The sequence below is a fragment of the Pandoraea cepalis genome (assembly GCF_902459625.1).
GTDB lineage: Bacteria > Pseudomonadota > Gammaproteobacteria > Burkholderiales > Burkholderiaceae > Pandoraea > Pandoraea cepalis.
Genome location: NZ_CABPRY010000005.1, coordinates 1 through 26,002 on the forward strand (window position 1 = coordinate 1; position 26,002 = coordinate 26,002).

Consider the following 26,002-nt stretch of genomic DNA (forward strand, 5'->3'; position numbering starts at 1 on the left):
CGGCGATGTTGGCCTGCGAGGACAACACGTCCATGCTTTGCGCGCGCGTGGTCCGCGGCGCGGCTTCCAAGGCGAAGCCAATGACACCCGCCGCCGCCATGCGCGCATTGTTCTCGGCATCGAACGGATTGAGCATGCCGACCACCGCACTGCCACGTGGAATCAACGCGATTTCCGCGATCGACGGCGCGCGTACCTTGAGCACCAACTCGGCGCCAAGGGCTTCGGCCGCGCTACCGCTCGACGCGCCCGCTGCGACATACGCCGCATCAGGCACGCTGGCCGCCTCGCCCGCACCACGCTCCACGGTGACGCGATGCCCTGCGCCCACCAGCTTCTTCACCGTTTCCGGTGTGGCCGCGACGCGGGATTCGCCGGCGGCCGTCTCCTTTGGAATGCCAATATGCATAGTTATTGTCTCGGGGTCTGAGCCCCTGTCGTGTTGTGAAACTCAGGCCGCAACGGCTCTCGGCGACTGCATCGAACGCCCTTCATTGGCCGCTTCGAAGCAACGCACCTTGGTGCAGTGAATCAGGTCGCACAGGAATTCCGGCTCGTAGGCGCGCAGCAGATGCGGCTGATGTCCGTCGAGATAAGCCCCGATCAGCAGCAGCTCGGCCATGCGCAACGCCTGCGCCGAAGCGCCTTCGAGATACGCCAGCGGTAAATCTTGGTTCCCGGTCGCGTGCAGCAAACGGGCATAGGTGGGGTGATCCCAATACCAGTCCAGCCCCAATTCGACGAATGCGTTGTTGAACGCATGCAGATGGGCGTTGGCAACCGGTGCCAGGGCGGCGGGTTTGATATGCGATTCGATGACAGACATGATGGCGCTCTCCCAAAACAGTGATCGTCTCCAGAACACGCAGACCCGCGCTCGCCTGACATGACAGGTCACCGACGCTTTGCTGTCACACCACTTTCATGCGGGCTGCCATTGCAGATTACGCAGCCCAATCCATAAAAGACAGTTAAAGTTAATTATGCAAACCATCAACGATTACTTATACTTCTTCGACAACGCTTCGCGCGCGGAAATCATTCCGCCGCCCCACTGATGTCAGGATGACCGCCGCATGAAACACGCCACGCTTCGTCAACTCAAGGTCTTCGAAACCGTGGCGCGCCATTTGAGCTTTTCGCGCGCCGCCGAAGAGCTTCACCTCACGCAACCGGCCGTCTCGACACAGGTCAAGCAGCTCGAGAGTCACGTCGGCCTCCCGCTTTTCGAGCAGTTGGGCAAGAAGGTCTTTCTCACGCCGGCGGGCGCCGAAATGCTCCATTACAGCCGCGCGATCATTGCGCTCTTTCGCGAAACCGAAGAGGCAATGGATCACCTCAAGGGCATCACGGGCGGCAAGCTCAACGTGGCCGTGATCAGCGCGGGCGACTATTTCTTTCCCAGGTTGCTCGCGGCCTTTACCGCACGCCATCCCGGCGTGACGCTCAATCTCACGGTTCACAACCGCGAGGAACTCCTGCATCAGCTCACCGAAAACCTCACCGATCTGGCGGTGATGGTGCGTCCGCCACCGGAGATCGACACGATCAACGAAGCCTTCGCACCCCATCCGTATGTCATCGTGGCACCGCCGGATCATCCGCTGGCGAGCCAGCGTCAGATTCCCTTCTCGCGTCTGACGGAAGAACCGTTCATCAGCCGCGAGCGCGGATCCGACACGTGGAATTCCCTGCAGGACGCCTTCGGTCAGCGCACCCAGCGACTCAAGATCACGATGGAGATCGCCAGCACGGAAACCATCAAGCAAGCGGTCGTGGCGGGCATGGGCATCAGCTTCCTGTCGGCCCATACCGTTGGCATGGAGCTTCAGACCGGTCAGTTGACGGTGCTCGACGTCCAGGGCTTTCCGGCCTGGCAAAGCTGGTACGTCGTGCATCGTCGCAGCAAGCGGCTGCCGCCGGTCGCGCTCGCCTTCCGGGAATTCCTGCTGGCCGAAGGCGCTGCGCTCATCGACGGCATGATGGCCTACAAGAGTCCCGTGCCGCCTCCCGCTGCGCGCGGCGGCGATCACGCCGTCTCGCGCCGGACAGATCCCGGATCCGCCGAATGAAAAAGGGCGATCGACTCAGGCCTTTGCCACCCCGGCCGACCACCGTGAAATCGATTGCTTCCTCAGCCGCCCATGCGGTTGGCTAACGTCCCCAGTCCGTCGATGCTCACCTCGACCAGCGCGCCCTCTTTCATCGAGCCCACGCCAATCGAGGTGCCCACGGCGATCACGTCCCCCGGCATCAGGGTCATGTCCTGTGAGATACGCGCGACGAGTTGCCACGGGTTGAAGATCATGTCGGCGAGCGGATAGCGCTGACGCTCCGTGCCGTCGAGCCGCGTGACGACCTCTGCCTCGCGCCAGTCGAAATCCTGTGCAATGACGGGGCCGAGACAGCCGAACGTGTCGAAGCCCTTGGCCCGCGTCCACTGTGCGAAGTTGCCGTCCTGCTCGATGATTTCAGCGGCGGTCACGTCGTTGACCAACGTGTAGCCGAGGATGTAATCGCGCGCGGCTTCCTCGCTCACTTGGCTCGCGCGCTTGCCGATCACAACGCCCAGTTCGCCCTCGAACACGATCTTGCCCGCATACGACGGGGGACGCTGAATCACCGCGTCGGGCCCGTTCAGCGACGTGGCCGGCTTGATGAGAAAGAGCGGATGCGACGGCGCGGCCTTGCCGAGCTTCGCGCCGAGCGCGTGAAAGTTGTTCCACAGCGCCACGATTTTCGAGGGCTCGCACGGGCACAGCAGGTCGACCGTATCGCGCGCGATCGTCGCGCCCGTGGCGATCGGCTGATCGTAGAGATCGCCGCGATGTTCGAGAATATGGTCGTCCTGCAGCAGGCCAAAGCCGATGCGACCATGCGCGGTCTTGAAACGGGTCCAGAGCTTCATGCGTATGCCTTATCTGTAACCGCCCGGCGCTACGGCAGGGTTCGCCGTTCGCGCGCCGGACGCGATGTCGTGACGTCATTCCCATCTGCCTCGTGCAGACGACTTGCGTTCGTGCGACGACGCTTACGCGGCGCCGCTTATACCGCGCCGATTTCGCGCAGTGCCGCGATCTGCTGTGTGCTGTAGCCGAATTCCGAAAGCACGTCGTCGGTGTGTTCGCCAAGCAGCGGCGAGCGCTCCACGTGCGTGGGGCTGGCCGAGAGCTTGATCGGGTTGCCGACGGTGAGGTACTTGCCGCGCTTCGGGTGATCGACTTCGACGATGGTCCCGGTCTCGCGCAGCGACATATCCTCGGCAATCTCTTTCATCGACAGAATCGGACCGCACGGGATGTCGTACTCGTTGAGGATCGCCATGACCTCGAACTTCGTCTTGGTCATGGTCCAATGCTCAACCGTGTCGAAGATCTCGCGCAGGCGCGGCAGACGGGCACGCGGCGTGGCGTAGTCGGGATGCTCGACCCACTCGGGCTTGCCGATCACCTTGCAGATCGAGCCCCACACGGGCGCCTGGGCGATGAAGTAGATGTACGCGTTCGGGTCGGTCTCCCAGCCCTGGCATTTAAGAATCCAGCCCGGCTGACCGCCGCCCGACGCATTGCCGGCACGCGGCACCGCGTCGCCGAACTCGCCGTTCGGGAACTGCGGATACTCTTCCATCACGCGCGCGCGCTCCAGGCGCTGCTGATCGCGCAGCTTCACGCGGCACAGGTTCAACACCCCGTCCTGCATGGCGGCGAGCACGCGCTGGCCCTGTCCGGTCATCGTGCGCTGATACAGCGCCGTAACGATGCCCAGCGCCAGATGCAGCCCCGTTCCCGAGTCGCCGATCTGCGCGCCCGTGACCATCGGCGGGCCGTCGTCGAAACCGGTCGTCGACGCCGCACCGCCCACGCACTGCGCCACGTTCTCGTAGACCTTGCAGTCCTGGTACGGACCGGGTCCGAAGCCCTTGACCGAGGCCACGATCATGCGCGGGTTCAACGCGTGGATGTGCTCCCACGTGAAGCCCATGCGATCGAGCGCGCCGGGGGCGAAGTTTTCAACGAGCACGTCGCAGTCGCGGATCATGCGCTCGAGCACCGCCTTGCCTTCCGGGTGCTTCGTGTCGAGCGTGATCGAACGCTTGTTGCTGTTGAGCATCGTGAAGTAGAGACTGTCCGCGTCGGGAATGTCTCGCAGTTGATCGCGCGTCACGTCGCCGTGTCCCGCGCGTTCGATCTTGATCACGTCCGCGCCGAACCAGGCGAGCAACTGCGTGCAAGTCGGCCCCGACTGCACGTGCGTGAAGTCGAGAATGCGCACACCTTCAAGTGCCTTGCCCATGATCGGCTCCGCTCAGCAAGTGGCCCGGGCAGCCGCGCCCGACGCCGACAGTTGAACTTGCGCATGGCGCACGGCACATGCCGCGACCTGCTGAATGTGCGTGCCACGCGCTGGGCGGGCTTCGCGCCGGATGCTGGCGACGATGATCATGGTTTGTCTCCTCCTGATGCGACGGCGTTTATGTAATCGGTGCGCGAGACGCGACGACACGCGAGGCTCGCCTGATCGCTCGATGGTTGTCGCCTCTGCGGGCGCCATCCCCATCGTGGATCGATTGCTGTGATATACAGTATTTCATACACGATATTTTATCAACGGCTTTTTGTTGCCGATGAGATTTGCTGTCTCGCCGCATCGATCGGCAAAAAATCGCCAGAATCCCCATGTATCAAGGGAGTCCGCACCGCAACATGGTCCATGCGATCCGACCGGGCTACGGGTTTACAGGCATGTGTCACAGCGATGAAATTCGGTCGCCTGCGGTGCGGATTCCTTGCAAATCCTGTGAATATATTGAATACAAAATATTTTCGTCCCGCCGCATCGCCTTTGCCTGGCGGCCGAAATGCAAAAAGCACCGATTCGCGACGCCGCCCTTTCGGGCGCGTTGCGAATCGGTGCTTCCTGTCTCTTGCGGTGACGGCCGGGCGTTAGCGGCGACCCCAGGCGCACCGCGCTGCGTCGACCGACATCGAACGATCAGCCTGCGGTGGCGGCCACCTTCGCCTCGAGTTCCGCCACGCGCTTGCGCAACTGACGATCTTCCTGGAAGCGCGCAGTCTCGTCGCGAATCACGGCCACGATACCGGTGACTTCGCCGCCCTCGCCATGCAACAACGCCACGGTGAACGCAATCGACATGGCGCGGCCGTCCTTGTGCGCGGCGGGGACTTTGAGCAGATCGCTGCCGTACTTCGTCTGCCCGGTCTCCATCGTCTTCACATAGCCTTCATTGTGGCGCGCGCGCAGCCGCTCGGGAATGATGATGTCCAGCGGCTGCCCGAGCGCCTCGGCCTCGGAGAAGCCGAACATCTTTTGCGCGCCGCTGTTCCACAGCGTGATGATGTTGTTCGGATCGGCCACGACGATGGCGTCGCCCACTACCTGGACCAACTGACTGACGTCGACGGATGCGCTCATGATGTCTCCAATAATTTTGTGGGAAATGCGATTGGCAGGGATATCAAACATGCCAATAAAGTACATCAATTAGAGGACAACACGGTCCCGAAAATAAAAATGGGTGCTGGCTCCGCTTGGCGCCGCACCCATGAACATTGCCTGCCTTGCGTCCCGCGCGCCGTCACCGCCCAAAGGCGGCGTCGGCACAGGCGGCGCATTGGCGGCGAGCCGGGCTCGGCCTGACTCGCCCCCCTCGCGGACTTAAACCGACCGCGACGAATGCAGGTTCGCGATCTGGTCCTTGCTGTAGCCCAGCTCGGCCAGGATCTCGTCGGTGTGCTCACCCAGCAGCGGCGAACCGGTGATTTCCGGCTTCAGACCCGAGAACTTGATCGGGCTGCCGACGGTCAGGTACGTACCACGCTCCTTGTGCGGCACTTCCACGATCGTGCCCGACGCGCGCAGCGACGGGTCGTTCGCGATTTCCTTCATCGACAGGACCGGTGCGCACGGAATATCGAACTTGCGCAGGATGTCGACCGCTTCGTACTTCGTCTTGTCGGCCAGCCAGGCTTCGATGGTCGCGAAGATGTCGAAGATGTGCGGTTGACGTGCTTGCGGCGTGGCGTAGTTCGGATCTTCGATCCACTCCGGCTTGCCCAGCGCGCGGCAGATCGGCTCCCAGGCGTGGCCCTGAATCGTGAAGTAGATGTACGCGTTCGGGTCCGTCTCCCAGCCCTTGCACTTGAGCACCCAGCCCGGCTGACCGCCACCGCCGGCGTTGCCGCCACGCGGCACCACGTCGCTGAACTCGCCATGCGGGTACTGCGGATACTCTTCGAGGTAGCCGATACGGTCCAGGCGTTGCTGGTCGCGCAGCTTCACGCGGCACAGGTTGATGACCGAATCCTGCATCGAGACGGCGACCTTCTGACCACGCCCCGTCTGGCCACGGCCGATGATGGCCGTCAGAATGCCGATCGCGAGGTGCATGCCGGTGTTGCTGTCGCCCAGCGCCGCGGCCGACACCGTCGGAGGGCCGTCCCAGAAGCCCGTCGTCGATGCCGCGCCACCTGCGCACTGCGCCACGTTCTCGTACACCTTCAAGTCATCGTAGTGGTGACCGTCCGAGAAGCCCTTCACCGAGGCCATGATCAGCTTCGGGTTGAGTTCGTTCAGACGCTCCCACGAGAAGCCCATGCGATCCAGCGCGCCCGGGCCGAAGTTTTCCACCAGCACGTCGGATTCACGCACCAGCTTTTCGAGAACTTCCTTGCCTTCCTGCGTCTTCGTGTCCAGCGTCAGCGAGCGCTTGTTGCTGTTGAGCATCGTGAAGTACAAGGCGTCGGCGTCGGGGATGTCGCGCAGTTGGTTACGCGTGACGTCGCCCGAACCCGGGCGTTCCACCTTGATGACGTCCGCACCGAACCAGGCCAGCAACTGCGTGCAGGCGGGGCCGGCTTGAACGTGCGTGAAGTCGATGATCTTGATACCTTCGAGGGGTTTGCTCATGTCATGTCTCCTTAATTGACTCGAGTTACTTTTTCATCGCCGCGCTTTGCGGATTCAGGTTCGTCAGACGGCCGCTTTCGGTGCCCGCCGCTTCGTCGATGACGGCGTTAATCAGCGCCGGCTTGCCTGCTGCGATGGACTCCTGCAGCGCCTTCGTCAGTTCTTCCGGCGTGGTGACGTGGTAGCCGATGCCGCCGAACGCTTCGATCATCTTGTCGTAGCGCGCGCCCTTGACGAACACCGTCGGTGCCACGTCCTTGCCGCCCGTCGGATTGACGTCGGTGCCGCGATACACACCGTTGTTGTTGAAGATGATGGTGGTGACAGGCAGCTCGTAACGGCAGATGGTTTCGAGTTCCATGCCGCTGAAGCCGAATGCGCTGTCGCCTTCGATGGCCACGACCGGCTGACCGCTCGTGACGGCCGCGCCGATGGCGAAGCCCATGCCGATGCCCATCACGCCCCACGTACCCGAGTCGAAGCGCTTGCGCGGCTGGTACTGGTCGATGATGGCGCGCGCGTAGTCGAGCGTGTTCGCACCTTCGTTGACGAGGTTGATGTCCGGATGCTGCTTGAGCACGTCGCGAATCGCACCCAGCGCGCTGTGGAAGTTCATCGGCGACGGATTCTGCGCCAGCGTTGCCGCCATCTTCGCCAGGTTTTTGCTCCTGCGCTCGGCGATGGCGCCGGTCCATTCGGTCGACGGCTTGCCGAAGTTGGCGTCCACACCGGCGAGCAGTGCCGACACGCACGAGCCGATGTCACCGATCACCGGGGCCGCGATGGCCACGTTGCTGTCGATTTCCGTGGGCGAGATGTCGATCTGCACGAACTTCTTCGGGGCGGCGCCCCACGTCTTGCCCTTGCCGTGCGCGAGCAGCCAGTTCAGGCGCGCGCCGATCAGCACGACAACGTCGGCTTCCTGCAGCACGAACGAACGTGCGGCCGCGGCCGATTGCTCATGCGTGTCGGGCAGCAGCCCCTTGGCCATCGACATCGGCAGGTAGGGAATGCCGGTCTTCTCGATGAGCGCGCGAATGTCGGCGTCGGCTTGTGCGTACGAAGCGCCCTTGCCGAGCAAGATCAGCGGACGCTTGGCGCCCTTGATGACGTCGAGCGCGCGCTGGACGGCATCCGGTGCCGGGATCTGACGCGGTGCGGCGTCGATCACGCGAATCAGGGAGTCCTTCGCCTTCTGTGCGTCGATGGTCTGGGCCAGCAGCTTGGCCGGCAAATCCAGGTAGACGCCGCCCGGGCGGCCCGACACGGCGGCGCGAATGGCGCGGGCCAGGCCCACGCCGATGTCTTCGGCGTGCAGTACGCGGTAGGCCGCCTTGCAATACGGCTTGGCCGCATTGAGCTGGTCCATCTCTTCGTAGTCGCCCTGCTGCAAGTCGACGATCTCACGCTCGCTCGAACCGCTGATCAGGATCATCGGGAAGCAGTTGGTGGTCGCGTTGGCGAGGGCGGTCAGGCCATTCAGGAAGCCAGGGGCCGACACGGTCAGGCAGATGCCGGGCTTTTGCGTCATGTACCCGGCGATGGCTGCGGCATGCCCGGCATGCTGTTCGTGGCGGAAGCCGATGAAACGCATGCCTTCGGCTTGCGCGAGTCGCGCCAGATCGGTGATGGGAATCCCCACCAGACCGAAGATGGTGTCGATGTCGTTCGCTTTCAGGGCGTCAATGATCAGATGGAAGCCATCAGTCGTTGCTGCCTCGGACACGATGTTCGCGTGTCGGCTGGTGTCATTGAGCGTGTTGCCCGCGGTGTCGTTTTCCGCTTTGCCGACTGGCACGGTCATCGCAATGGACATAATTCTCTCCTCCAATTTTTCCGGTTTCAGTGTTGCGTCGTCTTGTCTGACGATTAATGGGTATTCCCAAACTGCTGCGCTACTTGCTCACCCGGCCGTGCAACCGGCCCCGCAAGGGCACGGATTGCACGCCGGTCAAACATCTCTTCAATCCAGCCGCTCACGCGACGTCTTCATATCGTCAGTTCACGTTACGTGGTACTGCGCGATAGATCCGCCGCCTGCACGACCGGCTCGCTGGCTTGCGCCTTGTAGTCACTGGCGTAACGCTGTGCCAGACGGGCACGCATCGGCTTGAGGACGAACAAGGCAAGGAAGGCGGCGAAGGCGTTCATGGCGCAAGCGATCATGAACACGGCCTGCCAACTGCCGGTCGACGTGGTGATGATGCTCGAGAAGGGCACCAGCAACGCGGCGGTCCCCTTCGCGGTGTAGAGCATCCCCGCGTTGGTGGCGGCGTACTTCGAGCCATACGTGTCGGCGCAGGTCGCCGGGAACAAGCTGTAGATCTCTCCCCAGGCGAAGAACACCAGCCCCGTCAGGATCACGAAGGCCACCGGATGCTGGCCGAACTTGGCCAAGGCATAAATCCCGACGGCTTCCATCGCGAAGGCGATGAACATCGTGTTTTCGCGACCGATCTTGTCGGAGATCCAGCCGAACACCGGACGCGTCACCCCATTGAGCACACGGTCGATAGCCAGTGCGAAGGTGAGTGCGGGCAGCGTCAGACCGAGGATCGACACCGGGGCCTGATCGAGACCGTAGTCCTTGGCGATCGGACCGAGCTGTGCCGTCGCCATCAAACCGCCGGCGGCCATCAGCACGAACATCAGATACATCATCCAGAACACTGGCGAGCGCATCACTTCCGTCGGCTTGGCGTTGTAGCGCATGGCACCCGGGGCCAACTTCTTGAGTGCCTCGATCGATGCCGGCGGGTTGCAGAGCGCCAGACCCAGCAGCAGCACGATGATCCCCTGGCCCAGACCGAAGGTCAGGAAGGTGTTTTCGTAGCCGCTCGACTTGATCATGTTGGCAATCGGCACCACCGTCAGTGCCGAACCGGCGCCGAAACCCGCGGCGGTCAAGCCCGCAGCCAGACCGCGGCGATCCGGGAACCACTTCAACGCATTACCCACGCAGGTGCCATATACCGCACCGGCACCCACCCCGCCCACGGCCGCCGCGAAATACAGCATCGGCAGCGACGAGGCATGGGCATTCAACACCCAGGCGACACCGCACAACAGACCACCCCCGACCACCACCGGGCGCGGGCCGAATTTGTCGACCAGATACCCTTCGATCGGCACCAACCAGGTTTCGGTCACGACAAAAATCGTGAACGCCACCTGAATGGCCGTACGGCCCCAGTGATACTTCTCATCGATCGGGTTGACGAACAGCGTCCACCCGTACTGCAAGTTGGCGATCATCGCCATGCAAATCACGCCGAACACGAGCTGAACCCAAGGGCTCGCGAACACGGATTGCTTACCGTGTTGATTTTTCGTCTCCACTTGTACCTCCTCCATCGGTTTCCAGTTGTTTGGCAGCTTCACAACAACAACACCTTCCGGATGGGGTCTGTGCCCCCTGGGTATGCTTTACGAGGTCTTCGCCTCGTCGACTTGTCTCTGATGCTTACGGGGTCCATTGCATTTCCCGTAAATATACCGAACGAAATATACGATATATCAGATATAAGTCAACACTAATTTATTGCGATCCTCGTCGTCCGCTTCGTGTACCGCAGTCGTTTTCGTCCATTGCAGCGAAAACCATTCCGGCACACGAGGCACTGTTCTAAGTGGCGGCTAGATACAGTAACGCCACTGTAGGCCCGAGCGACGCAACAACGCAATGCGAAAATACTAAGGAGTTAACCTGATCTGAAAGGCTTACCTGATAAGGCACTCCGCCTTTTTATATCGGCCTCCTTGGCAATTTTTAAAACCAACACAAGACGATATTTTTGATAGTTTTTCTCACAATAGACCCACTTCGAGCATTCTCGCGAATCTCTTGTAATACACCGTAATAATTCACCTAAGGGACGCGCAACGCGTTTTCCAGGCCCCCTTCTCATGCCCGATGTGCTCACACATCCCGACGCCGGTTTTGGGTGCGTCTGCGGGGAAACCATGACGGGAATTGCCCCCAGAAGGCTTGGCGCTCCGGATCTTGTGATATACGATATACAACATTTGGTATTAGAAGAATAAATGGCCAGTACCAGGCCCAGGTTTCGATTCACCTTTGGAGGGAGAGACTTCATGAAGATTTGCATCTATGGCGCCGGTGCCATCGGTGGCTATCTCGGCGTGCAACTCGCACACGCCGGAGCCGATGTCAGTCTAGTGGCCCGCGGCCCGCATCTGGCCGCCATGCGCGAACACGGACTCAAGCTGCTGATCGATGGCGAGGAACGCGTCGCCCAGCTGCGTTGCACGGACGATCCGCGTGAACTCGGTCCGCAGGATTACGTGATCATCGCGTTGAAGGCGCATTCGGTCCCCGCGGTACTGGACGCGATGCAGCCCCTGATCGGTCCGAATACGGCGGTCGTCACGGCGGTGAACGGCATCCCCTACTGGTACTTCTATAAGCACGGCGGCGCGCTTGAAGGCACGACGCTCGAGAGCATCGACCCGGGCGGCCGTCAGTGGCGTCAGCTCGGCCCCGAGCGCGCCATCGGCTGCGTGGTCTATCCGGCCACTGAAGTGGTGGCCCCCGGCGTGATCCAGCACGTCTACGGGAACAAGTTCCCGCTGGGCGAAGCCAGCGGCGAGCGCACCGAGCGTGTGGAGAAGCTCTCGCAGTTGATGACCGCCGGCGGACTCGACGCGCCGATTCGCGAGAATATCCGCGACGAAATCTGGCTCAAGCTCTGGGGCAACCTCTGCTTCAACCCGATTTCGGCACTCACGCACGGCACGCTCGATATCATCGCGAGCGATCCGGGCACCCGCGCCATTGCGCGCGCCATGATGCTCGAGGCCAAGGCGATCGGCGACAAGTTCGGCGTGCATTTCCGCGTCGACGTGGAGCGTCGCATCAACGGTGCGGGTGCGGTCGGTGCCCACAAGACGTCCATGCTGCAGGATCTGGAACGTGGCCGTGCGATGGAAATCGATCCGCTCGTCTCGGTGGTGCAAGAGATGGGGCGCCTCGCCAACGTGCCGACACCGACGCTCGACGTGGTGCTGGCATTGATCAAGCAGCGCGAGTTCATGACGCAGCCCGACGCGGTCGCGGCCGCGCAAGCGCGTCTGGCCAAAGCGGCCTGAGCCAAACGTTGTTTCCGTGAAACACTCCTCGCGGGACTGACGGGACTGTCCCGCGAGAATCGGCCCCTCTATATATAGAGAGGCGGCGTACGCAAGCGAAGGTAGGAATGGGTTCATCGCCCCGCCCTGCCGTCGTTCGAGTGGGCCGCCACCGAATCGCCGGCCGCGGTCGATTTTTCGCCGATAACCCGCGACCCGTCGCGCCGAACCACGCCATTGCCGATGTGGTTTCGCGGCAACGCAATAATTCGCTTTCGCACCACGTTCAGAGCACTTCGGGTTCTCCCTGAAACCACGCGCGCCACGGGCGTCCCGAAATCCGCACCAATGCAAGCCTGACGGACCACCCAGGAGGTTCACCGCCACCCTCGAACCACAGAACAAAATCGGAAAAAAAGACAAATCCGGGCAGTCAAGCATCGCAACGACACAGGGAACGTCCCGAAAAACGATAAATATTGGTATTTGGTATGTGGTATATCTTGAGACTTGTTGCAGCGCGACATACAATGCAAAGCAAGTTCTCCCCCACATTTCATTCGTCAACTTTTATCAGGAGTATCACCATGTTCGTCGCTGCGCTGACTTTGCTTGCCCTTGCTTCCGCCCTTGCCACCGGTGTTGCGATGGTTCACCTCTTCGTCGCCCTGCCGGCCTCGATGCTCGAAAAGGCCGAAAAGAACGGCCGCTTCGCCTACCTGGCGGAAACCACGCAGGCAAATGAATCGGGTAAACTCGTTACCAAGCCGGCAACCATCGTGGGGCAGCAAGCATTGCGCCTCTGAAGGGGCCGTAATACCTAGGAGACTATTGCATGTCCCTGATCACCCCAACTCCGGCGCGCGTGACTCCGCTCGCGCTGGAGCCGATCGACACCACCACGAGTTTTCGCAATCAGGCGTATGCGCTGCTGAAAAAAGCCATCGCCGATGCCGATATATATAACCAGAAGGAAGAAATTCGCCTGGACGAGCGTCAGCTCATCCAGGTGCTTGGCGTTTCGCGCACGCCGATTCGCGAAGCGATGACCTTGCTGGAACAGGAAGGTTTTCTGCGGACGGTGCCGCGCCGGGGCATCTTCATCATCCGCAAGACCAAGCGCGAAATCGTCGAGATGATTCAGATGTGGGCAGCGCTCGAGGGGATGTCCGCGCGTCTGGCGACATTGCACGCAACCGACGAGGAAATCGCCAGGCTGCGCCATCTGTTCGACGAGTTCGTCAACGCGCCGCCGACGGATCATATCGAAGAGTATTCGGACGCGAACATCGACTTCCATCAGGCGCTGATCAATCTTGGCGGCTCGCAAGCCATCGCCAATACGATCAAGAACCTGTTCATTCACGTGCGCGCCATCCGCAAGGTGACGATCGCTCAGAACGACCGAGCCGCCCGCTCGATTGTCGATCACCTGAAGATCATTACCGCCCTCGAGAAGCGCGACACGGAACTCGCCGAGAAGCTCGCGCGCGACCACACCCTGGGCCTGGCCGCCTTCGTCGAAGAGCATTGCGACTTCCTCGAATAACGCGCTTGTGCCGCTGCACCGCGCCCGGTAACGGACGCGAGCCCCAATAAAGCCAGTGACATCGGTATGTCGCTGGCTTTTTTCTTTTGCCCCCGCCCTATCGCGTTCCCGCCCAAGTCCCGCGTCACGCCGGCATCCCTTCTGCCCTCCCCCCACAGTCTCGACAATTGCGGGGGATTCTGGAGCCGAGTACCAGCCCCCAATTCGGGTAAACGAGCCTGTCAAACCCGCCCCGAATCTATTGCACGTATACCGTATATCATATATCGTGTTTCACATACGGATGTACCGCAGCACCGACTTGTTGACGCAGGTTGACGAAGTAAGCCACGGGCGAGAGGCCGAGCTCGTGCGGCATATGGTGGGGGCTATGTGCCGCACGCTCGTCCGGCGCCGCGCTGATCGCTAGACCCGAGCAGCGTCGCCGGATGTGACCATTGGGCCTCTCGCCCCAGGGCAAGACAAGAACAGATAACTCACACCCTCAGGCGCCCCGTTCCCCGCAGGGTGCCAAACAGGAGACAACAGCCATGCGCGAGGCTTTTTCCATCGCCACGGTGCACGCGATTCTGGACGCCCATTCGACTCAGGAAGGTCCGCTTCTACCGATCCTTCATGACGTTCAGGACGCTTTCGGCTATGTCCCCCCGGACGCCGTGCCCGTCATCGCCAACGCCCTCAACCTGTCTCGCGCCGAAGTGCACGGCGTGATCACGTTCTACCATCACTTCCGCACCAGCCCGCCGCCGCGCCACGTCGTGCAGATCTGCCGCGCCGAGGCGTGTCAGAGCATGGGCGCCGACGCGCTTGTCGCGCATGCCGAACGCGTGCTGGGCTGCACGATGCACAGTCATCACGGCGACGTTGCGCTCGAACCAGTGTATTGCCTGGGCCAATGCGCGACGTCACCCGCGATCACGATCGACGACAAGCTTCACGCGCGCGTCACCCCCGAGAAATTCGACCGTCTGGTCGCCCGTGCCAAGGATGCCGCATGAGCCAATCCTCCACTTCCGCCCAACCGTCCTCCGGCAAGGTACGGCTTTATTTGCCGCGTGACTCCGCCGCACTCGCGCTCGGTGCCGACGACGTCGCCGATGCCATCGTGGCGCAAGCCGCCCAGCGCGGTCTCGACATCGAACTGGTGCGCAATGGTACGCGCGGCATGCTGTGGCTTGAACCGTTGCTCGAAGTCGCGACCCCGGCGGGGCGCGTCGCCTATGGTCCGGTCGATGTCGACGACGTCCCGGGCCTGTTCGATGCCAACGTCACGGCCGGTGGCGATCATCCGCTCGCCCTCGGACTGACCGAAGAGATTCCGTATTTCAAGAAGCAGGAACGGTTGACGTTTGCGCGCGTGGGCATCACCGATCCCGTATCGGTCGATGACTACGTTGCACATGACGGCTATCGCGGTCTGCGCAATGCGCTCGCGTTGGACGGCGCGGCCATCGTCGCGCAAGTCACCGAATCGGGCCTGCGCGGTCGCGGCGGTGCGGCGTTCCCGACCGGCATCAAGTGGAAGACGGTGCTCAACACGCCCGCCGCGCAAAAGTACATCGTCTGCAATGCGGACGAAGGCGATTCGGGCACGTTCGCCGACCGCATGCTGATGGAAGGCGATCCGCTCGTGCTTGTCGAGGGCATGACGATTGCCGGCATCGCCGTGGGCGCCACGCGCGGCTATATCTACGTGCGCAGCGAGTATCCGCATTCCATCGATGTGCTCAACGAAGCCATTGTCAACGCCGGCAAGGCGGGCTACCTGGGCGATGACATCCTGGGCTCGGGCAAGACCTTCCATCTCGAAGTGCGCAAGGCGGCCGGGGCTTACGTCTGCGGCGAAGAAACCGCATTGCTGGAAAGTCTCGAAGGCAAGCGCGGCGTGGTGCGCGCCAAACCGCCGCTACCGGCCATCGAAGGTCTCTTCGGCCTGCCCACCGTCATCAACAACGTGATTTCGCTGGCGTCGGTGCCGATCATCATGGATCGCGGCGCGGCGTTCTACAAGGACTTCGGCATGGGTCGCTCGCGCGGCACGCTGCCGATCCAGCTCGCGGGCAACATCAAGTACGGCGGCCTGATCGAGAAGGCCTTCGGCGTGACGCTGCGCGACATCCTGTACGAGTTCGGCGGCGGCGCCATCACCGGTCGCCCGCTGCGCGCGGTACAGGTCGGCGGCCCGCTCGGCTCCTATCTGCCCGAATCGCAATGGGACACCCCACTCGACTACGAAGCGTTCGCCGCACTCTGGGCGGTGCTCGGCCACGGCGGCATCGTGGCGCATGACGACACCGTCGACCTCGCCAAGCTCGCGCGCTATGCGATGGAGTTCTGCACCATCGAGTCGTGCGGCAAGTGCACGCCGTGCCGCATCGGTTCGACGCGCGGCGTCGAAGTGATGGACAAGATCATCGACGGACGCGACCGTCCCAAGCAGATCAAGCTGCTGCGCGACCTGTGCGACACCATGCTCTCCGGCTCGCTGTGCGCGATGGGCGGCATGACGCCCTACCCCGTGCTGTCTGCACTGAACCATTTCCCCGAAGACTTCGGCGCGGCCGAACCGTCGAATCTGCCGACCCAGGCCGCCTAGGAGATCGCCCACCATGATGGACCCGATGTTTGAGAAGGATTACGGCACCCCGCGCCGCGAATCGACGCAGGAAGTCACGCTGGAGATCGACGGCGAACAGGTCACCGTGCCCGCGGGCACGTCGATCATGCGCGCCGCCTCCGAAGGCGGCGTGAACGTGCCCAAGCTGTGCGCCACCGACTCGCTCGAGCCGTTCGGCTCGTGCCGTCTTTGCCTCGTCGAGATCGAAGGCCGACGCGGCTACCCCGCGTCGTGCACCACGCCCGTCGAACCGGGCATGAAGGTGCGCACGCAATCGCCGAAGCTCCAGGAACTGCGCAAGGGCGTGATGGAGCTGTACATCTCCGATCACCCGCTCGACTGCCTGACCTGCGCGGCCAACGGTGACTGCGAACTGCAGGGCATGGCCGGCGTGACGGGCCTGCGCGAAGTGCGATACGGCTTCGACGGCGACAATCACTTCGACAGCCAGAAAGACGAGTCGAACCCCTACTTCACCTACGACGCCTCGAAGTGCATCGTCTGCAACCGTTGCGTGCGCGCCTGCGAAGAAACGCAGGGCACATTCGCGTTGACGATCTCGGGCCGCGGGTTCGAAGCGCGCGTCTCGGCGGGACAGGATCAGTCGTTCATGGATTCCGAATGCGTGTCGTGCGGCGCCTGCGTGGCCGCCTGCCCGACCGCGACGCTGCAGGAAAAGTCGGTCATCCATCTCGGCCAGGCCGAGCACGCCAAGATCACCACCTGCGCCTATTGCGGCGTGGGTTGCTCGTTCAAGGCCGAGATGAAGGGTAACGAAGTCGTGCGCATGGTGCCGCACAAGGACGGTCAGGCCAACGAAGGCCACGCCTGCGTGAAGGGCCGCTTTGCCTGGGGTTACGCCACGCACAAGGACCGTATCCTTACGCCCAAGATTCGCAAGAAGATCACCGATCCGTGGCAGGACGTGTCGTGGGACGAGGCGCTCGACTATGCGGCGTCGGAGTTCAAGCGCATTCAGGCCAAGTACGGGCGCGATTCGATCGGCGGTCTGGTGTCGTCACGCTGCACGAACGAAGAAGACTACCTGGTGCAAAAGCTCGTGCGCGCCGCGTTCGGCAACAACAACGTCGACACCTGCGCACGCGTGTGCCACTCGCCGACCGGCTACGGCCTGAAGGCAACGCTCGGCGAATCGGCCGGCACGCAGACGTTCAAGTCGGTCGAACACTCGGACGTGATTCTCGTGATGGGCGCGAACCCAACCGACGGTCACCCGGTGTTCGGCTCGCGCATGAAGAAGCGCTTGCGCGCAGGCGCCAAGCTGATCGTGATCGATCCGCGCCGCATCGACCTGGTCAACAGCCCGCACGTCAAGGCCGACTACCATCTGCAACTGCGTCCCGGCACGAACGTGGCGATGATCAACGCGCTTGCGCACGTGATCGTCACCGAAGGCCTGATGGACGACGCGTTCATTGCCGAGCGCTGCGAGGACCGCGCGTTCCAGCAGTGGCGCGAGTTCACTGCCCGCGCCGAAAACTCGCCCGAAGCCACCGAAGTGCACACCGGCGTGCCGGCGCACCTCGTGCGCGGTGCCGCGCGTCTGTATGCCAAGGGCGGCAACGCGGCGATCTATTACGGTCTGGGTGTGACGGAGCATGCGCAAGGTTCCACGACGGTGATCGGTATCGCCAACCTCGCCATGGCCACCGGCAACATCGGCCGTGAAGGCGTGGGCGTGAACCCGCTGCGCGGCCAGAACAACGTGCAGGGCTCGTGCGACATGGGCGCATTCCCGCACGAACTGCCGGGCTACCGTCACGTGTCGGATTCGACTGCCCGCGCGCTGTTCGAAGCGGAATGGGGCGTCGAGATCCAGTCCGAGCCGGGCCTGCGCATTCCGAACATGTTCGACGCGGCGATCGCGGGCACCTTCATGGGCCTGTACTGCCAGGGCGAGGACATCGTGCAGTCCGACCCGAACACGCAACACGTGACCCATGCGCTCGAACAGATGGAGTGCATCGTAGTGCAGGACATCTTCCTGAACGAAACGGCGAAGTATGCGCACGTGCTGCTGCCGGGCTCGTCGTTCCTGGAGAAGGACGGCACGTTCACCAACGCCGAGCGTCGTATCTCACGCGTGCGTCAGGTGATGCCGCCGCGCGCCGGTTACGCCGACTGGGAAGTCACGATCCAACTGGCCAAGCGACTGGGCTACGAGATGAACTACTCGCACCCGTCGGAAATCATGGACGAGATCGCACGCCTCACGCCGACGTTTACCGGCGTGAGCTACGAGAAACTCGACCAGTTGGGCAGTGTGCAGTGGCCGTGCAACGAAGCGGCACCGGACGGCACGCCCGTCATGCACATCGACGAATTCGTGCGCGGAAAGGGCAAGTTCCTCATCACGCAGTACGTGCCCACGGATGAAAAGGTCACGCGCCGTTTCCCGCTCATCCTGACCACCGGGCGGATTCTGTCGCAGTACAACGTCGGCGCGCAAACGCGCCGCACGGACAACGTTCACTGGCATGACGAGGACCGGCTCGACATCCATCCGCACGATGCAGAAGAACGCGGTGTGAAGGACGGCGACTGGGTCGGCATTCAGAGTCGCGCGGGCGAGACCGTGCTGCGTGCCGTCGTGAGCGACCGCATGCAGCCCGGCGTGGTGTACACAACGTTCCACTTCCCGGAGTCGGGCGCGAACGTGATCACCACCGACAACTCGGACTGGGCGACCAATTGCCCCGAGTACAAGGTGACAGCGGTGCAGGTCACGCCGGTGGCGCAGCCGTCGGAATGGCAGCGTCAGTACTCGGACTTCAATCGCCAGCAAGAGGCCTTCCTCGAGCACGCTCGCGGTGCGAGCGAGGCCAACGCGAACTGAGTCAGGGCAGGAAAAAGGGAAGCAACGCGCGCCGCGTCATCGGGGAGACCTTCGAGGCGGCGCGCTGCGACGGACAATCCGCGTCCATCGCCGGCGGCTGCGGCGAGCCTCATCGTCGATTGCCATCAGACGGTGCGGCGGACGCGCGATTGGCCACGTAAATGACGGCGGCCAACGCACCGAGAACGAATTCAGGGGACACAACAGATCATGGACACCGACAATCTGGTCAAGATGGCCAATCAGATCGGGGATTTCTTCGAGACGATGCCCGACCGCAGCGAGGCGCTCGACAACATTGCAGGCCACCTGCGACGCTTCTGGGCGCCGCGCATGCGCATGACGATTCTCGAACACCTCGAATCCACCGACGGACATGGGATGCGCGAGATCGTCGTGGCGGCGATCACGGCGCATCGCGCCGAACTCTGGCCACGCGGCTGAGCACACCCCCCCCAGGTACGACGCATGGCCGCCGGGGCCGCTGATCGGGTGGCTGATGCATCGACGGGTGCCTTCGCAGATGTCGCCACGTAGTCGCTGCGCAGGTGCCGCTCAGGTCAGCGCTCGGGTGCGCACCTAAGCGCTCAGTTTGATGAGTACCGCCCCGCCGACCACGAGGCCGCACGCCACGAGACGGCGGGCATTGAGCTTTTCGCGCAGGAACAACCAGCCCAGCAGCACCGCGATGATGGCGCTGGACTCGCGCAACGCCGACACGACACCCATCGGCAGGTATTGCAGCGCGAACACCACCATGGCATAGGCGCATTGCGCGACGATGCCCGCCCCCAGCGCTTCGGCCACGCGGCGGCGCGGCGCAAGGAACATGCCGCGCCATCCGCCCCGCCACTTCGCCACGGCACCGATCACCGGCACGCTCGCGAAAAGGTAGGCCCATGCGAGGTACCCGAAGCCGTTGCCGTTCGACAATCGCACGCCGAAGCCGTCGACAATCGTGTACGCCGCAATGAACACTCCCGTGAGCAACGCCGCAGGCACGCTGTCGCCCGAGAAGCGGCGCCCACGCAACGCCAGCGTCAGAATGCCGGCGCAGATACTCACGATGCCCCACGCCGCCATCGCCGTCGGCCACTCGCCCGCCAGCAGCAACGCCGCCCCCGAAATCAGCAACGGAGAAATGCCGCGTGCGATGGGATAGATTTGCCCGAACTCACCGACGCGATAGGCCCGGATGAGCGCCGCCGTGTATGCGACCTGCGCGCCGGCGGAGAGCAGAACAAGCGGCCAGACCTGTACTGGCGGCAGCGGCAACCACACGATGCCGGCCACGGCGGCGAGTCCTTGCGGCACCGCCATCACGCCGACTTGCCAGACGCGATCGGGACTGGCGTGGAGAAAGGCGTTCCAGGTGGCGTGCATCAGTGCCGAGAGCAGCACCAACAGCACAATGGGCGTGGTTGTCATGGGAATGAATCGCAGCGGGCGAATGCCCGGGGGGACGACGCAGGCCGCCCGCGTCGGACAGCACGCAAAGCGCCATTGTCGCAGCGGCGACCCCATCGAGATAGGGCCAACGTGAAGGATTCCTACGGGGCCAGGCCGCTGCGCGATCGCCGCGCCCCACGTCATCGATTCACGTCGCCTGCACCTCGTCGCTCGGTTGCGATGGCGTAACCGGTGCGCGCGGGCCTCGGTCGACGGCGCGCAAGCCACCTGCCGCCGGCGCCGCGCCGGCAAAAGTTGTCCACACCCTGTGTGGATAACCCACTGGATAACCTGCCCTTACCTTCTCGAACGCCTCACGAACAAAGGCTGTCAAGAGCCATGCTCAAAAAACGATCAGCCGCGGAACAAATTTTCGGCTTGACGGTCTTCCCCCTCCCTGCTCAGGCGCCGTCGCCTTCGTTTGCCGACGCATCGGGCTCCTTCGCAACCGGCGCATCGGATTTCCCGGATTTCCCGGATGCGTCGGGCGGCGACTGCGGCGCGCCGCGCAGCGCCGCCACCACCTGACTCTGCCCGAGCACCGCGTCCGGCGCCTGCTGCAAGGCCAGGCGATAGCGCTCGCCGAACTCGACGTCGGTGTGACGGAACAGCTTGGCCGCTTCGTCGGCCAGGGCAATGCCGGCGTCTGCCTGCGGCGGCGTCTGCTCCAGCCATTCGTCGAGGGCGACGATCAGACGCGAGAGCGGGTCGAGCCAGCGAAACCAGGCGTCTTCGGTAAGCAACTGCACGAAGCGTCCGGTGGGCACCGGTCCGAAGATTGCGTCGTATTGCAGACGATCGTTGGCGATCAGCACCTTGTGCTGGGCGAGCAGCGCGGCGCGCAACGCCTGCATGGCAGCGATGTGGGCGGCACTGGCCGGTGTATTGTCAGTCGGTTCGGTCATCTATCGCCCCGTGTACGTCAGAAAGGTTGGGAAACGGAAATGGAAAGCGTCTTACATGCACTTTAGGACTTGGCCCATAGCCAGCAGACGTTTGGGTCACGATACTACACGGGTCTCGCAAACACCTCGCGAGATCGGGCTTTCACTTCCCCGTGGAAGGCCTGCTTCCTCACCCGCCAAACCGGCGGGTTTTTTTTGTCCGTGTGCTCCCCGCTGAACGGTCATCCCGACCATCTGCCAACGCCTTGTGGCGGGCCCGACACGTCGTCGACGTTGCCTGCCGTCGATCGCGCTGGGCAAAGTCGTTTATCATCGGCTCCGCTGCTTCCCCTCCCCCCTCGATTCCGCGATCCGATATGAGCCATTCCTTGCGTCCCCAAACCATTGGTGTCATGGGTTCCGGCAAACAGCCGTGGACTGAACTGGCCGCGCCGCTTGGCCGCGCGATCGCCATGGCCGGGTTCCACCTGCTCACCGGCGGGGGACAGGGCGTGATGGCAAGCGTGAGCGAATCGTTCTGTGCCGTACCGCAGCGCTTGGGCCGCTGCATCGGCATCGTGCCGACCGAGGCCGTCGGCAACGAGGGCGAGCCGGTCAGGTTCCGCCCCGCGCCCGGTTATCCGAATCCGTTCGTGGAAGTGCCCATCGTGAGCCCGTTGCCGCGCCATCTGCCCGATGCGCCGCCAGGCACGCTCTCGCGCAATCACATCAATGTGCTTTCCAGCGATGTCATCGTCGCCCTGCCCGGCCAGCACGGGACACGCGACGAAGTCGGGCTCGCCGTGCGTTACGGCAAGCCCGTCATTTTGTTCGGGGACGTTGAGCATTTCACGGACATGCCCGCGACGCTCGTGCGAACGGTATCGCTCGATACCGTCATGAATTTCGTCAGAACGGTACGGTGAGCTTCGCGTCGACCGACTGGAAGCGATACGACCAGCCCGGCAGGCCGCTCGACGATGGCATCCACGGCGCGTTCAGGCGCTGCATCACCGACAGATCGAGCTTCGACGCCCCGAAATTGTGCGTGTGGCTCAGCCCCACCTCGGCATAGCTGTCGTAGGTGTGAAGCGCGTTCGGGTCTTCCGTGCGACTCCTGTTGTAGCGCAATTCCAGACCCGTCGAGCCATTCGCCGTGAAGTCGAACGCGCGGCGCACGCGCCATTGCAATGTCTGTGTCTGCGTAATGCCGGCGTCCATCTGGTCCTTCGCCGCGTTGGCCTTGCCGGTGATCCCGACCGTCCAGTCGGCATCGATCGGCACCGAGTAATTGGCCGACAAATCGCGGTTCGTCGCATCGCGACGCGCATTCTGCAAATCCTGACTGAGCGTCGTATTGAACTTCCCGTACATGCCCAGCGGATTGTTCATCAACAGATTCGCAGTGCCCTGCATCTTGCCCGAGGAGGTCATGCCGCTGTTGTTCATGCCGACGTTGAATTGGTAGGGCCGCTCGTTGATCACCTGGAGGCCCACGGCCCCCTCGCCGGGCGTGCGGCTGAGTGTAGCGACGAACGGCAACTGCGCGTCGCGCACCACGAGCCCTCCACGCATCAACATGCGGATGTTGCGATCCGCGCGACTCTCGTGTCGCGGCAGTCCGCGCAGACACGAGGCACGCGCAAGGAACGCATTGGGCGGCGCGATGTCCGGGGCCGGCGGCGGCTCGCCGCGCTCGGCCGATGCCGCCGATGCCGCCGCATCCAGGTCGACGGCGGAAATGGCCGTGCCGTCAGCGCTCAGCTCCGGCGCCACGGCAAAATCGGCGGCCGGCAGTGGCGGCGATGGCGCCGGCGCCTGTGCCGACGGCGCGCTTGCCATGCCGTCCGCCTCCGGCGCGTCTTGCGACGGATCGACGCGCGACGCTTGTGCGTCCGATGCCGGCTGCGGGGCCTCGGCCACCGCATCCCCGGCAGCGATCACGTCACTCGCCACTGATGGCGCGGCGCGCTTGGCGGCGTCGCGCTCGACGGCGGCGGCGACCGCGTTCGGATCATCCCCCGCGAACAAGGCAATGGGGTCGGAGGCGGCATCAGGATCCGTGGCCACCGGCGGCGCAGGCGCCGGGGGGGGCGGCACGAAATACTGAGGTGCGAGACCGCGATCCCACAACCCGTAGGACACTGCGTTCCGCTCAGTAAAACAGGGTGGATTGATATCCGAGAACAAGGATTGTGCGTACGCGCCCACCGGCATCCCGGCATTCAGGCACGCGGCCAACACGAGGCAACTCCGCACGACCGGCTTTACCGACATTCGACACCTGAAAATCTCACCCCGCGCTGATGTCATCCACCGGCGTCGTGCGCCGCGTCCGACATGAGGGGGGATGTAGCGACAAAGCGCCATTTTACGTCGATCGAGTGTCCCCCTGCCAGTCGCAAAACGCGGGGAACTCTTTCGCCCGATCGCCACTCATATCGCGTGACTTCCCCTGTAGTGATTTTTGCCCGCCTCGCGCGGGCATTTTTATTGACGCTCGCCGATGACATCCGTCGCACCGCCTTCAACGCTTGTCCGGCGGCCACATACGTCGGATGGCTGATGAATCAGCCGGCGTGCGAAGCGCTTCGCTGCCACGTCATTGGGGCGCGCGAATCTCGTGAATCGTGCCTGGCCCCCAGCCCGTGGCCGCCCAGGCACCGTCGCGCAACGTCCATTCGTGACGGCCCGTCTGCTCCCAATGCGGCGGCGTGTAGCGCATGCCCGGGCGCTTGGGTTCCATGTGTCCGTCGACCCAGTCGTAGCGACCGTCTGTCCACTGCCAGTAGCCCGGCACCCAGAATTGTCCGTGGGGCGCCGCGTGGTGATCCTCGAAGCGCGGCGGTGGCGGCCCCCGTTGCAGGGTCACGTCGGCGAGCACCGGCAGGCTCAGCAGACACAAGGCGCCCGCCAACGCATAACGACGGCGGGCAACCCGCAAGGCCGAAGATCGCAGGGAGGACGCGAGCCTCGAAACAGAAACGAGAGTCGAGGGCATCCGGCGCGAAGGCGAGGACGGCGAAGACGGCATATGCGGCCTTTTGTGACGAACGGAGACGTCGGGCATTGTACCGTTGGGGAATGGCACACCCCCGATCGCCGCGGCGGGCGCCCATCGCCCGGACGACGGCCAGACCTTATAATCGGCGCACTCGCAACCTGCCGCCGCTTGTGGCTTCCCGAATACCGGGTTTCCCGCCTTTCCGCTTTCCCGGATTGGCGGATTACCCGATTCCCCGATTCGATGGCAATCGCCCTGACCGGCGGCTGCCCAACTCACTCATGAACCCTGCCCCTGCGGCCGTCGACCACCGGCAACTGCTTCGTCTGGCGGTGCCTATCGTGCTCGCCAATCTCACTCAGCCCCTGCTCTCGGCCGTCGACACAGCCGTGGCCGGTCATCTGCCGGGCGCCGCTTATCTAGGCGGCGTCGCCCTCGGAGCGCTGCTGTTGAACCTGCTCTTCTGGGGCTTCTCGTTCCTGCGCATGGGCACCACGGGCCTCGCGGCACAAGCGTTCGGTGCCGGCGACGCCGAGCGTCTGCGCGACACGCTCGCACGCGCGCTGACGCTGGCGTTCGCGATTGGCGCCGTGTTGCTTGTCTTTCGCGAGCCGCTGGTGTCGCTGGGGGTGTCGTGGCTGGGGGGAAGCGCCCAAGTCCAATCCTTAGGACGACAATACGCAAGCATCCGCGTGCTCGCCGCGCCGCTGGCGCTCGGCAACTACGTGGTGCTCGGCTACCTGCTGGCGTGTCAACGCGTGCGGCAAGGGCTTGCCGTGCAGGTGTTCATCAATCTCGTGAATATCGTGGCGGTGTTGATCTTCGTGCGGGGCTTCGACTGGGGGGTGGCGGGCATTGCAGGGGCAACCGCGCTGGCCGATGTGCTCGGCTTTGCGCTGGGCGCATGGCTGCTCTGGCTCGCACGTACGCCCGGCTTGCCGCCGCTGCGACTGGCCACGCTGGTCGAGCGCGGCGCCCTGTGGCGCTTGCTGCGGCTCAATCTCGATATCTTCCTGCGCACGCTGTTTCTGCAACTCGCCTTTGCCTGGTTCGCTCGCGTGGGTGCGAGACTTGGCGACGTCACGCTCGCCGCCAACGCGCTGCTGCTGAACTTCCAGACGTTCATGGCGTTCGGCCTCGACGGCTTCGCCCACGCGGCCGAAGCCCTTGTAGGCGCCTATGTCGGTGCGCGTCAGCGAGCGGCGCTGCTGCATGCCATCCGGTTGTCGCTGGGCTGGGCGCTGGGGTGCGCCGTCGCGTTTTCCCTCGTCTACGCCGTGGCGGGTGGCGCGATCATCGATGCGCTGACCGATCAGCCGGCACTGCGCACGACGGCGCGCGAATTCCTGCCCTGGGCCGTGCTCTCGCCGCTTGTGGCGGTGTGGTGCTTCCAGCTCGACGGCGTCTTCATCGGCGCGACGCGTACGAGAGAACTGCTGACGTCCTCGTTGATCGGCCTGCTGGTCTTTGGCGCGGTCATGCCGTTCACGCTCGATGCCTGGGGCAATCACGGCTTGTGGGTCGCCCTCATGGCATTTCTCGCGACACGCGGCATCGTGCTGGGGGTGTTGCTGCCGCGCATCTGGCGGGGGCTTGCGCGCCCGATCACGTAACCCGCCAGCGAGGA

23 protein-coding genes are annotated in these 26,002 nt (G+C 63.4%); 10 read left to right on the forward strand and 13 right to left on the reverse strand.

Annotated elements, in window-relative coordinates:
- Both PCE31107_RS12570 and PCE31107_RS12575 read right to left on the reverse strand, forming a co-directional pair.
- Nucleotides 1–409: Rossmann-fold NAD(P)-binding domain-containing protein (locus PCE31107_RS12570; RefSeq protein WP_484549308.1), on the reverse strand; the 409-nt coding region annotated here is incomplete at its 3' end.
- A gap of 42 nt (nt 410–451) precedes the next feature.
- Nucleotides 452–826: an HAD family hydrolase gene (locus tag PCE31107_RS12575; protein ID WP_017231689.1), complete on the reverse strand. Its 375-nt coding sequence runs from the start codon at nt 824–826 to the stop codon at nt 452–454.
- A gap of 250 nt (nt 827–1,076) precedes the next feature.
- Between PCE31107_RS12575 and PCE31107_RS12580 the strand changes: the two genes are divergently transcribed.
- A complete protein-coding gene (locus PCE31107_RS12580) occupies nt 1,077–2,072 on the forward strand; it encodes a LysR family transcriptional regulator (RefSeq protein WP_150608814.1) in 996 nt (331 codons plus the stop codon).
- Nucleotides 2,073–2,134: 62 nt separating this feature from the next.
- On the opposite strand, the gene PCE31107_RS12585 is transcribed toward PCE31107_RS12580, so the two are convergent.
- The 7 genes from PCE31107_RS12585 to oxlT form a co-directional block, all read right to left on the reverse strand.
- Nucleotides 2,135–2,908 (reverse strand): fumarylacetoacetate hydrolase family protein, encoded by a 774-nt coding sequence (locus PCE31107_RS12585; RefSeq protein ID WP_130025389.1) that lies wholly within the window; start codon nt 2,906–2,908, stop codon nt 2,135–2,137.
- A 137-nt stretch (nt 2,909–3,045) separates the two neighbouring features.
- Nucleotides 3,046–4,293, reverse strand: a complete 1,248-nt coding sequence (gene frc, locus PCE31107_RS12590; RefSeq protein WP_130025388.1) for a formyl-CoA transferase — start codon at nt 4,291–4,293, stop codon at nt 3,046–3,048.
- A gap of 12 nt (nt 4,294–4,305) precedes the next feature.
- Nucleotides 4,306–4,443, reverse strand: coding sequence for a hypothetical protein (locus tag PCE31107_RS23370; RefSeq protein WP_165385250.1), 138 nt, complete (start codon nt 4,441–4,443; stop codon nt 4,306–4,308).
- Between the two features lie 549 nt (nt 4,444–4,992).
- The gene (locus tag PCE31107_RS12595) at nt 4,993–5,433 is read right to left on the reverse strand and encodes a PAS domain-containing protein (RefSeq protein WP_017231694.1); all 441 of its coding nucleotides are present in this window, start codon (nt 5,431–5,433) and stop codon (nt 4,993–4,995) included.
- Between the two features lie 243 nt (nt 5,434–5,676).
- On the reverse strand, nt 5,677–6,927 hold the full coding sequence (frc, locus tag PCE31107_RS12600; RefSeq protein WP_130025387.1) for a formyl-CoA transferase: 1,251 nt from the start codon (nt 6,925–6,927) through the stop codon (nt 5,677–5,679).
- A gap of 25 nt (nt 6,928–6,952) precedes the next feature.
- Nucleotides 6,953–8,743, reverse strand: coding sequence for an oxalyl-CoA decarboxylase (oxc, locus tag PCE31107_RS12605; protein WP_246176608.1), 1,791 nt, complete (start codon nt 8,741–8,743; stop codon nt 6,953–6,955).
- 191 nt (nt 8,744–8,934) lie between these two features.
- Nucleotides 8,935–10,281 carry an oxalate/formate MFS antiporter gene (oxlT, locus tag PCE31107_RS12610; protein ID WP_130027771.1) on the reverse strand — a complete coding sequence of 449 codons (1,347 nt, stop codon included), beginning with the start codon at nt 10,279–10,281 and terminating at the stop codon, nt 8,935–8,937.
- 741 nt (nt 10,282–11,022) lie between these two features.
- On the opposite strand from oxlT, the gene PCE31107_RS12615 reads away from it, so the two are divergent.
- From PCE31107_RS12615 to PCE31107_RS12645, 7 genes are all read left to right on the forward strand, one after another.
- Nucleotides 11,023–12,036 (forward strand): 2-dehydropantoate 2-reductase, encoded by a 1,014-nt coding sequence (locus PCE31107_RS12615; protein ID WP_130025386.1) that lies wholly within the window; start codon nt 11,023–11,025, stop codon nt 12,034–12,036.
- 566 nt (nt 12,037–12,602) lie between these two features.
- Nucleotides 12,603–12,821, forward strand: coding sequence for a hypothetical protein (locus tag PCE31107_RS12620; protein WP_017231699.1), 219 nt, complete (start codon nt 12,603–12,605; stop codon nt 12,819–12,821).
- Between the two features lie 29 nt (nt 12,822–12,850).
- On the forward strand, nt 12,851–13,564 hold the full coding sequence (locus PCE31107_RS12625; RefSeq protein ID WP_130025385.1) for a GntR family transcriptional regulator: 714 nt from the start codon (nt 12,851–12,853) through the stop codon (nt 13,562–13,564).
- 530 nt (nt 13,565–14,094) lie between these two features.
- Nucleotides 14,095–14,562: a formate dehydrogenase subunit gamma gene (locus tag PCE31107_RS12630; RefSeq protein ID WP_150608816.1), complete on the forward strand. Its 468-nt coding sequence runs from the start codon at nt 14,095–14,097 to the stop codon at nt 14,560–14,562.
- Nucleotides 14,559–16,160: a formate dehydrogenase beta subunit gene (locus tag PCE31107_RS12635; protein WP_150608818.1), complete on the forward strand. Its 1,602-nt coding sequence runs from the start codon at nt 14,559–14,561 to the stop codon at nt 16,158–16,160. The genes PCE31107_RS12630 and PCE31107_RS12635 overlap by 4 nt, the downstream gene beginning before the upstream one ends.
- 13 nt (nt 16,161–16,173) lie before the next feature.
- A complete protein-coding gene (gene fdhF, locus PCE31107_RS12640; protein ID WP_150608820.1) occupies nt 16,174–19,038 on the forward strand; it encodes a formate dehydrogenase subunit alpha in 2,865 nt (954 codons plus the stop codon).
- A gap of 210 nt (nt 19,039–19,248) precedes the next feature.
- Nucleotides 19,249–19,482, forward strand: a complete 234-nt coding sequence (locus tag PCE31107_RS12645; protein WP_130025382.1) for a formate dehydrogenase subunit delta — start codon at nt 19,249–19,251, stop codon at nt 19,480–19,482.
- Between the two features lie 135 nt (nt 19,483–19,617).
- On the opposite strand, the gene PCE31107_RS12650 is transcribed toward PCE31107_RS12645, so the two are convergent.
- Nucleotides 19,618–20,466 (reverse strand): EamA family transporter, encoded by an 849-nt coding sequence (locus tag PCE31107_RS12650; RefSeq protein ID WP_150608822.1) that lies wholly within the window; start codon nt 20,464–20,466, stop codon nt 19,618–19,620.
- Nucleotides 20,467–20,888: 422 nt separating this feature from the next.
- Nucleotides 20,889–21,392 (reverse strand): hypothetical protein, encoded by a 504-nt coding sequence (locus PCE31107_RS12655; RefSeq protein ID WP_150608824.1) that lies wholly within the window; start codon nt 21,390–21,392, stop codon nt 20,889–20,891.
- A 356-nt stretch (nt 21,393–21,748) separates the two neighbouring features.
- Here PCE31107_RS12655 and PCE31107_RS12660 point away from each other — a divergent pair, with 356 nt between their 5' ends.
- Nucleotides 21,749–22,297: an SLOG cluster 4 domain-containing protein gene (locus PCE31107_RS12660; protein ID WP_246181820.1), complete on the forward strand. Its 549-nt coding sequence runs from the start codon at nt 21,749–21,751 to the stop codon at nt 22,295–22,297.
- Here PCE31107_RS12660 and PCE31107_RS12665 read toward each other — a convergent pair.
- Complete coding sequence (locus PCE31107_RS12665) at nt 22,281–23,516, reverse strand: ShlB/FhaC/HecB family hemolysin secretion/activation protein (RefSeq protein ID WP_150608826.1); 1,236 nt, start codon at nt 23,514–23,516, stop codon at nt 22,281–22,283. The two genes, PCE31107_RS12660 and PCE31107_RS12665, sit on opposite strands and share 17 nt — an antisense overlap.
- Before the next feature lie 457 nt (nt 23,517–23,973).
- The gene (locus PCE31107_RS12670) at nt 23,974–24,276 is read right to left on the reverse strand and encodes a hypothetical protein (RefSeq protein WP_246181821.1); all 303 of its coding nucleotides are present in this window, start codon (nt 24,274–24,276) and stop codon (nt 23,974–23,976) included.
- Between the two features lie 380 nt (nt 24,277–24,656).
- Here PCE31107_RS12670 and PCE31107_RS12675 point away from each other — a divergent pair, with 380 nt between their 5' ends.
- Nucleotides 24,657–25,988 carry an MATE family efflux transporter gene (locus PCE31107_RS12675; protein WP_150608830.1) on the forward strand — a complete coding sequence of 444 codons (1,332 nt, stop codon included), beginning with the start codon at nt 24,657–24,659 and terminating at the stop codon, nt 25,986–25,988.
- Nucleotides 25,989–26,002 lie beyond the last annotated feature (14 nt).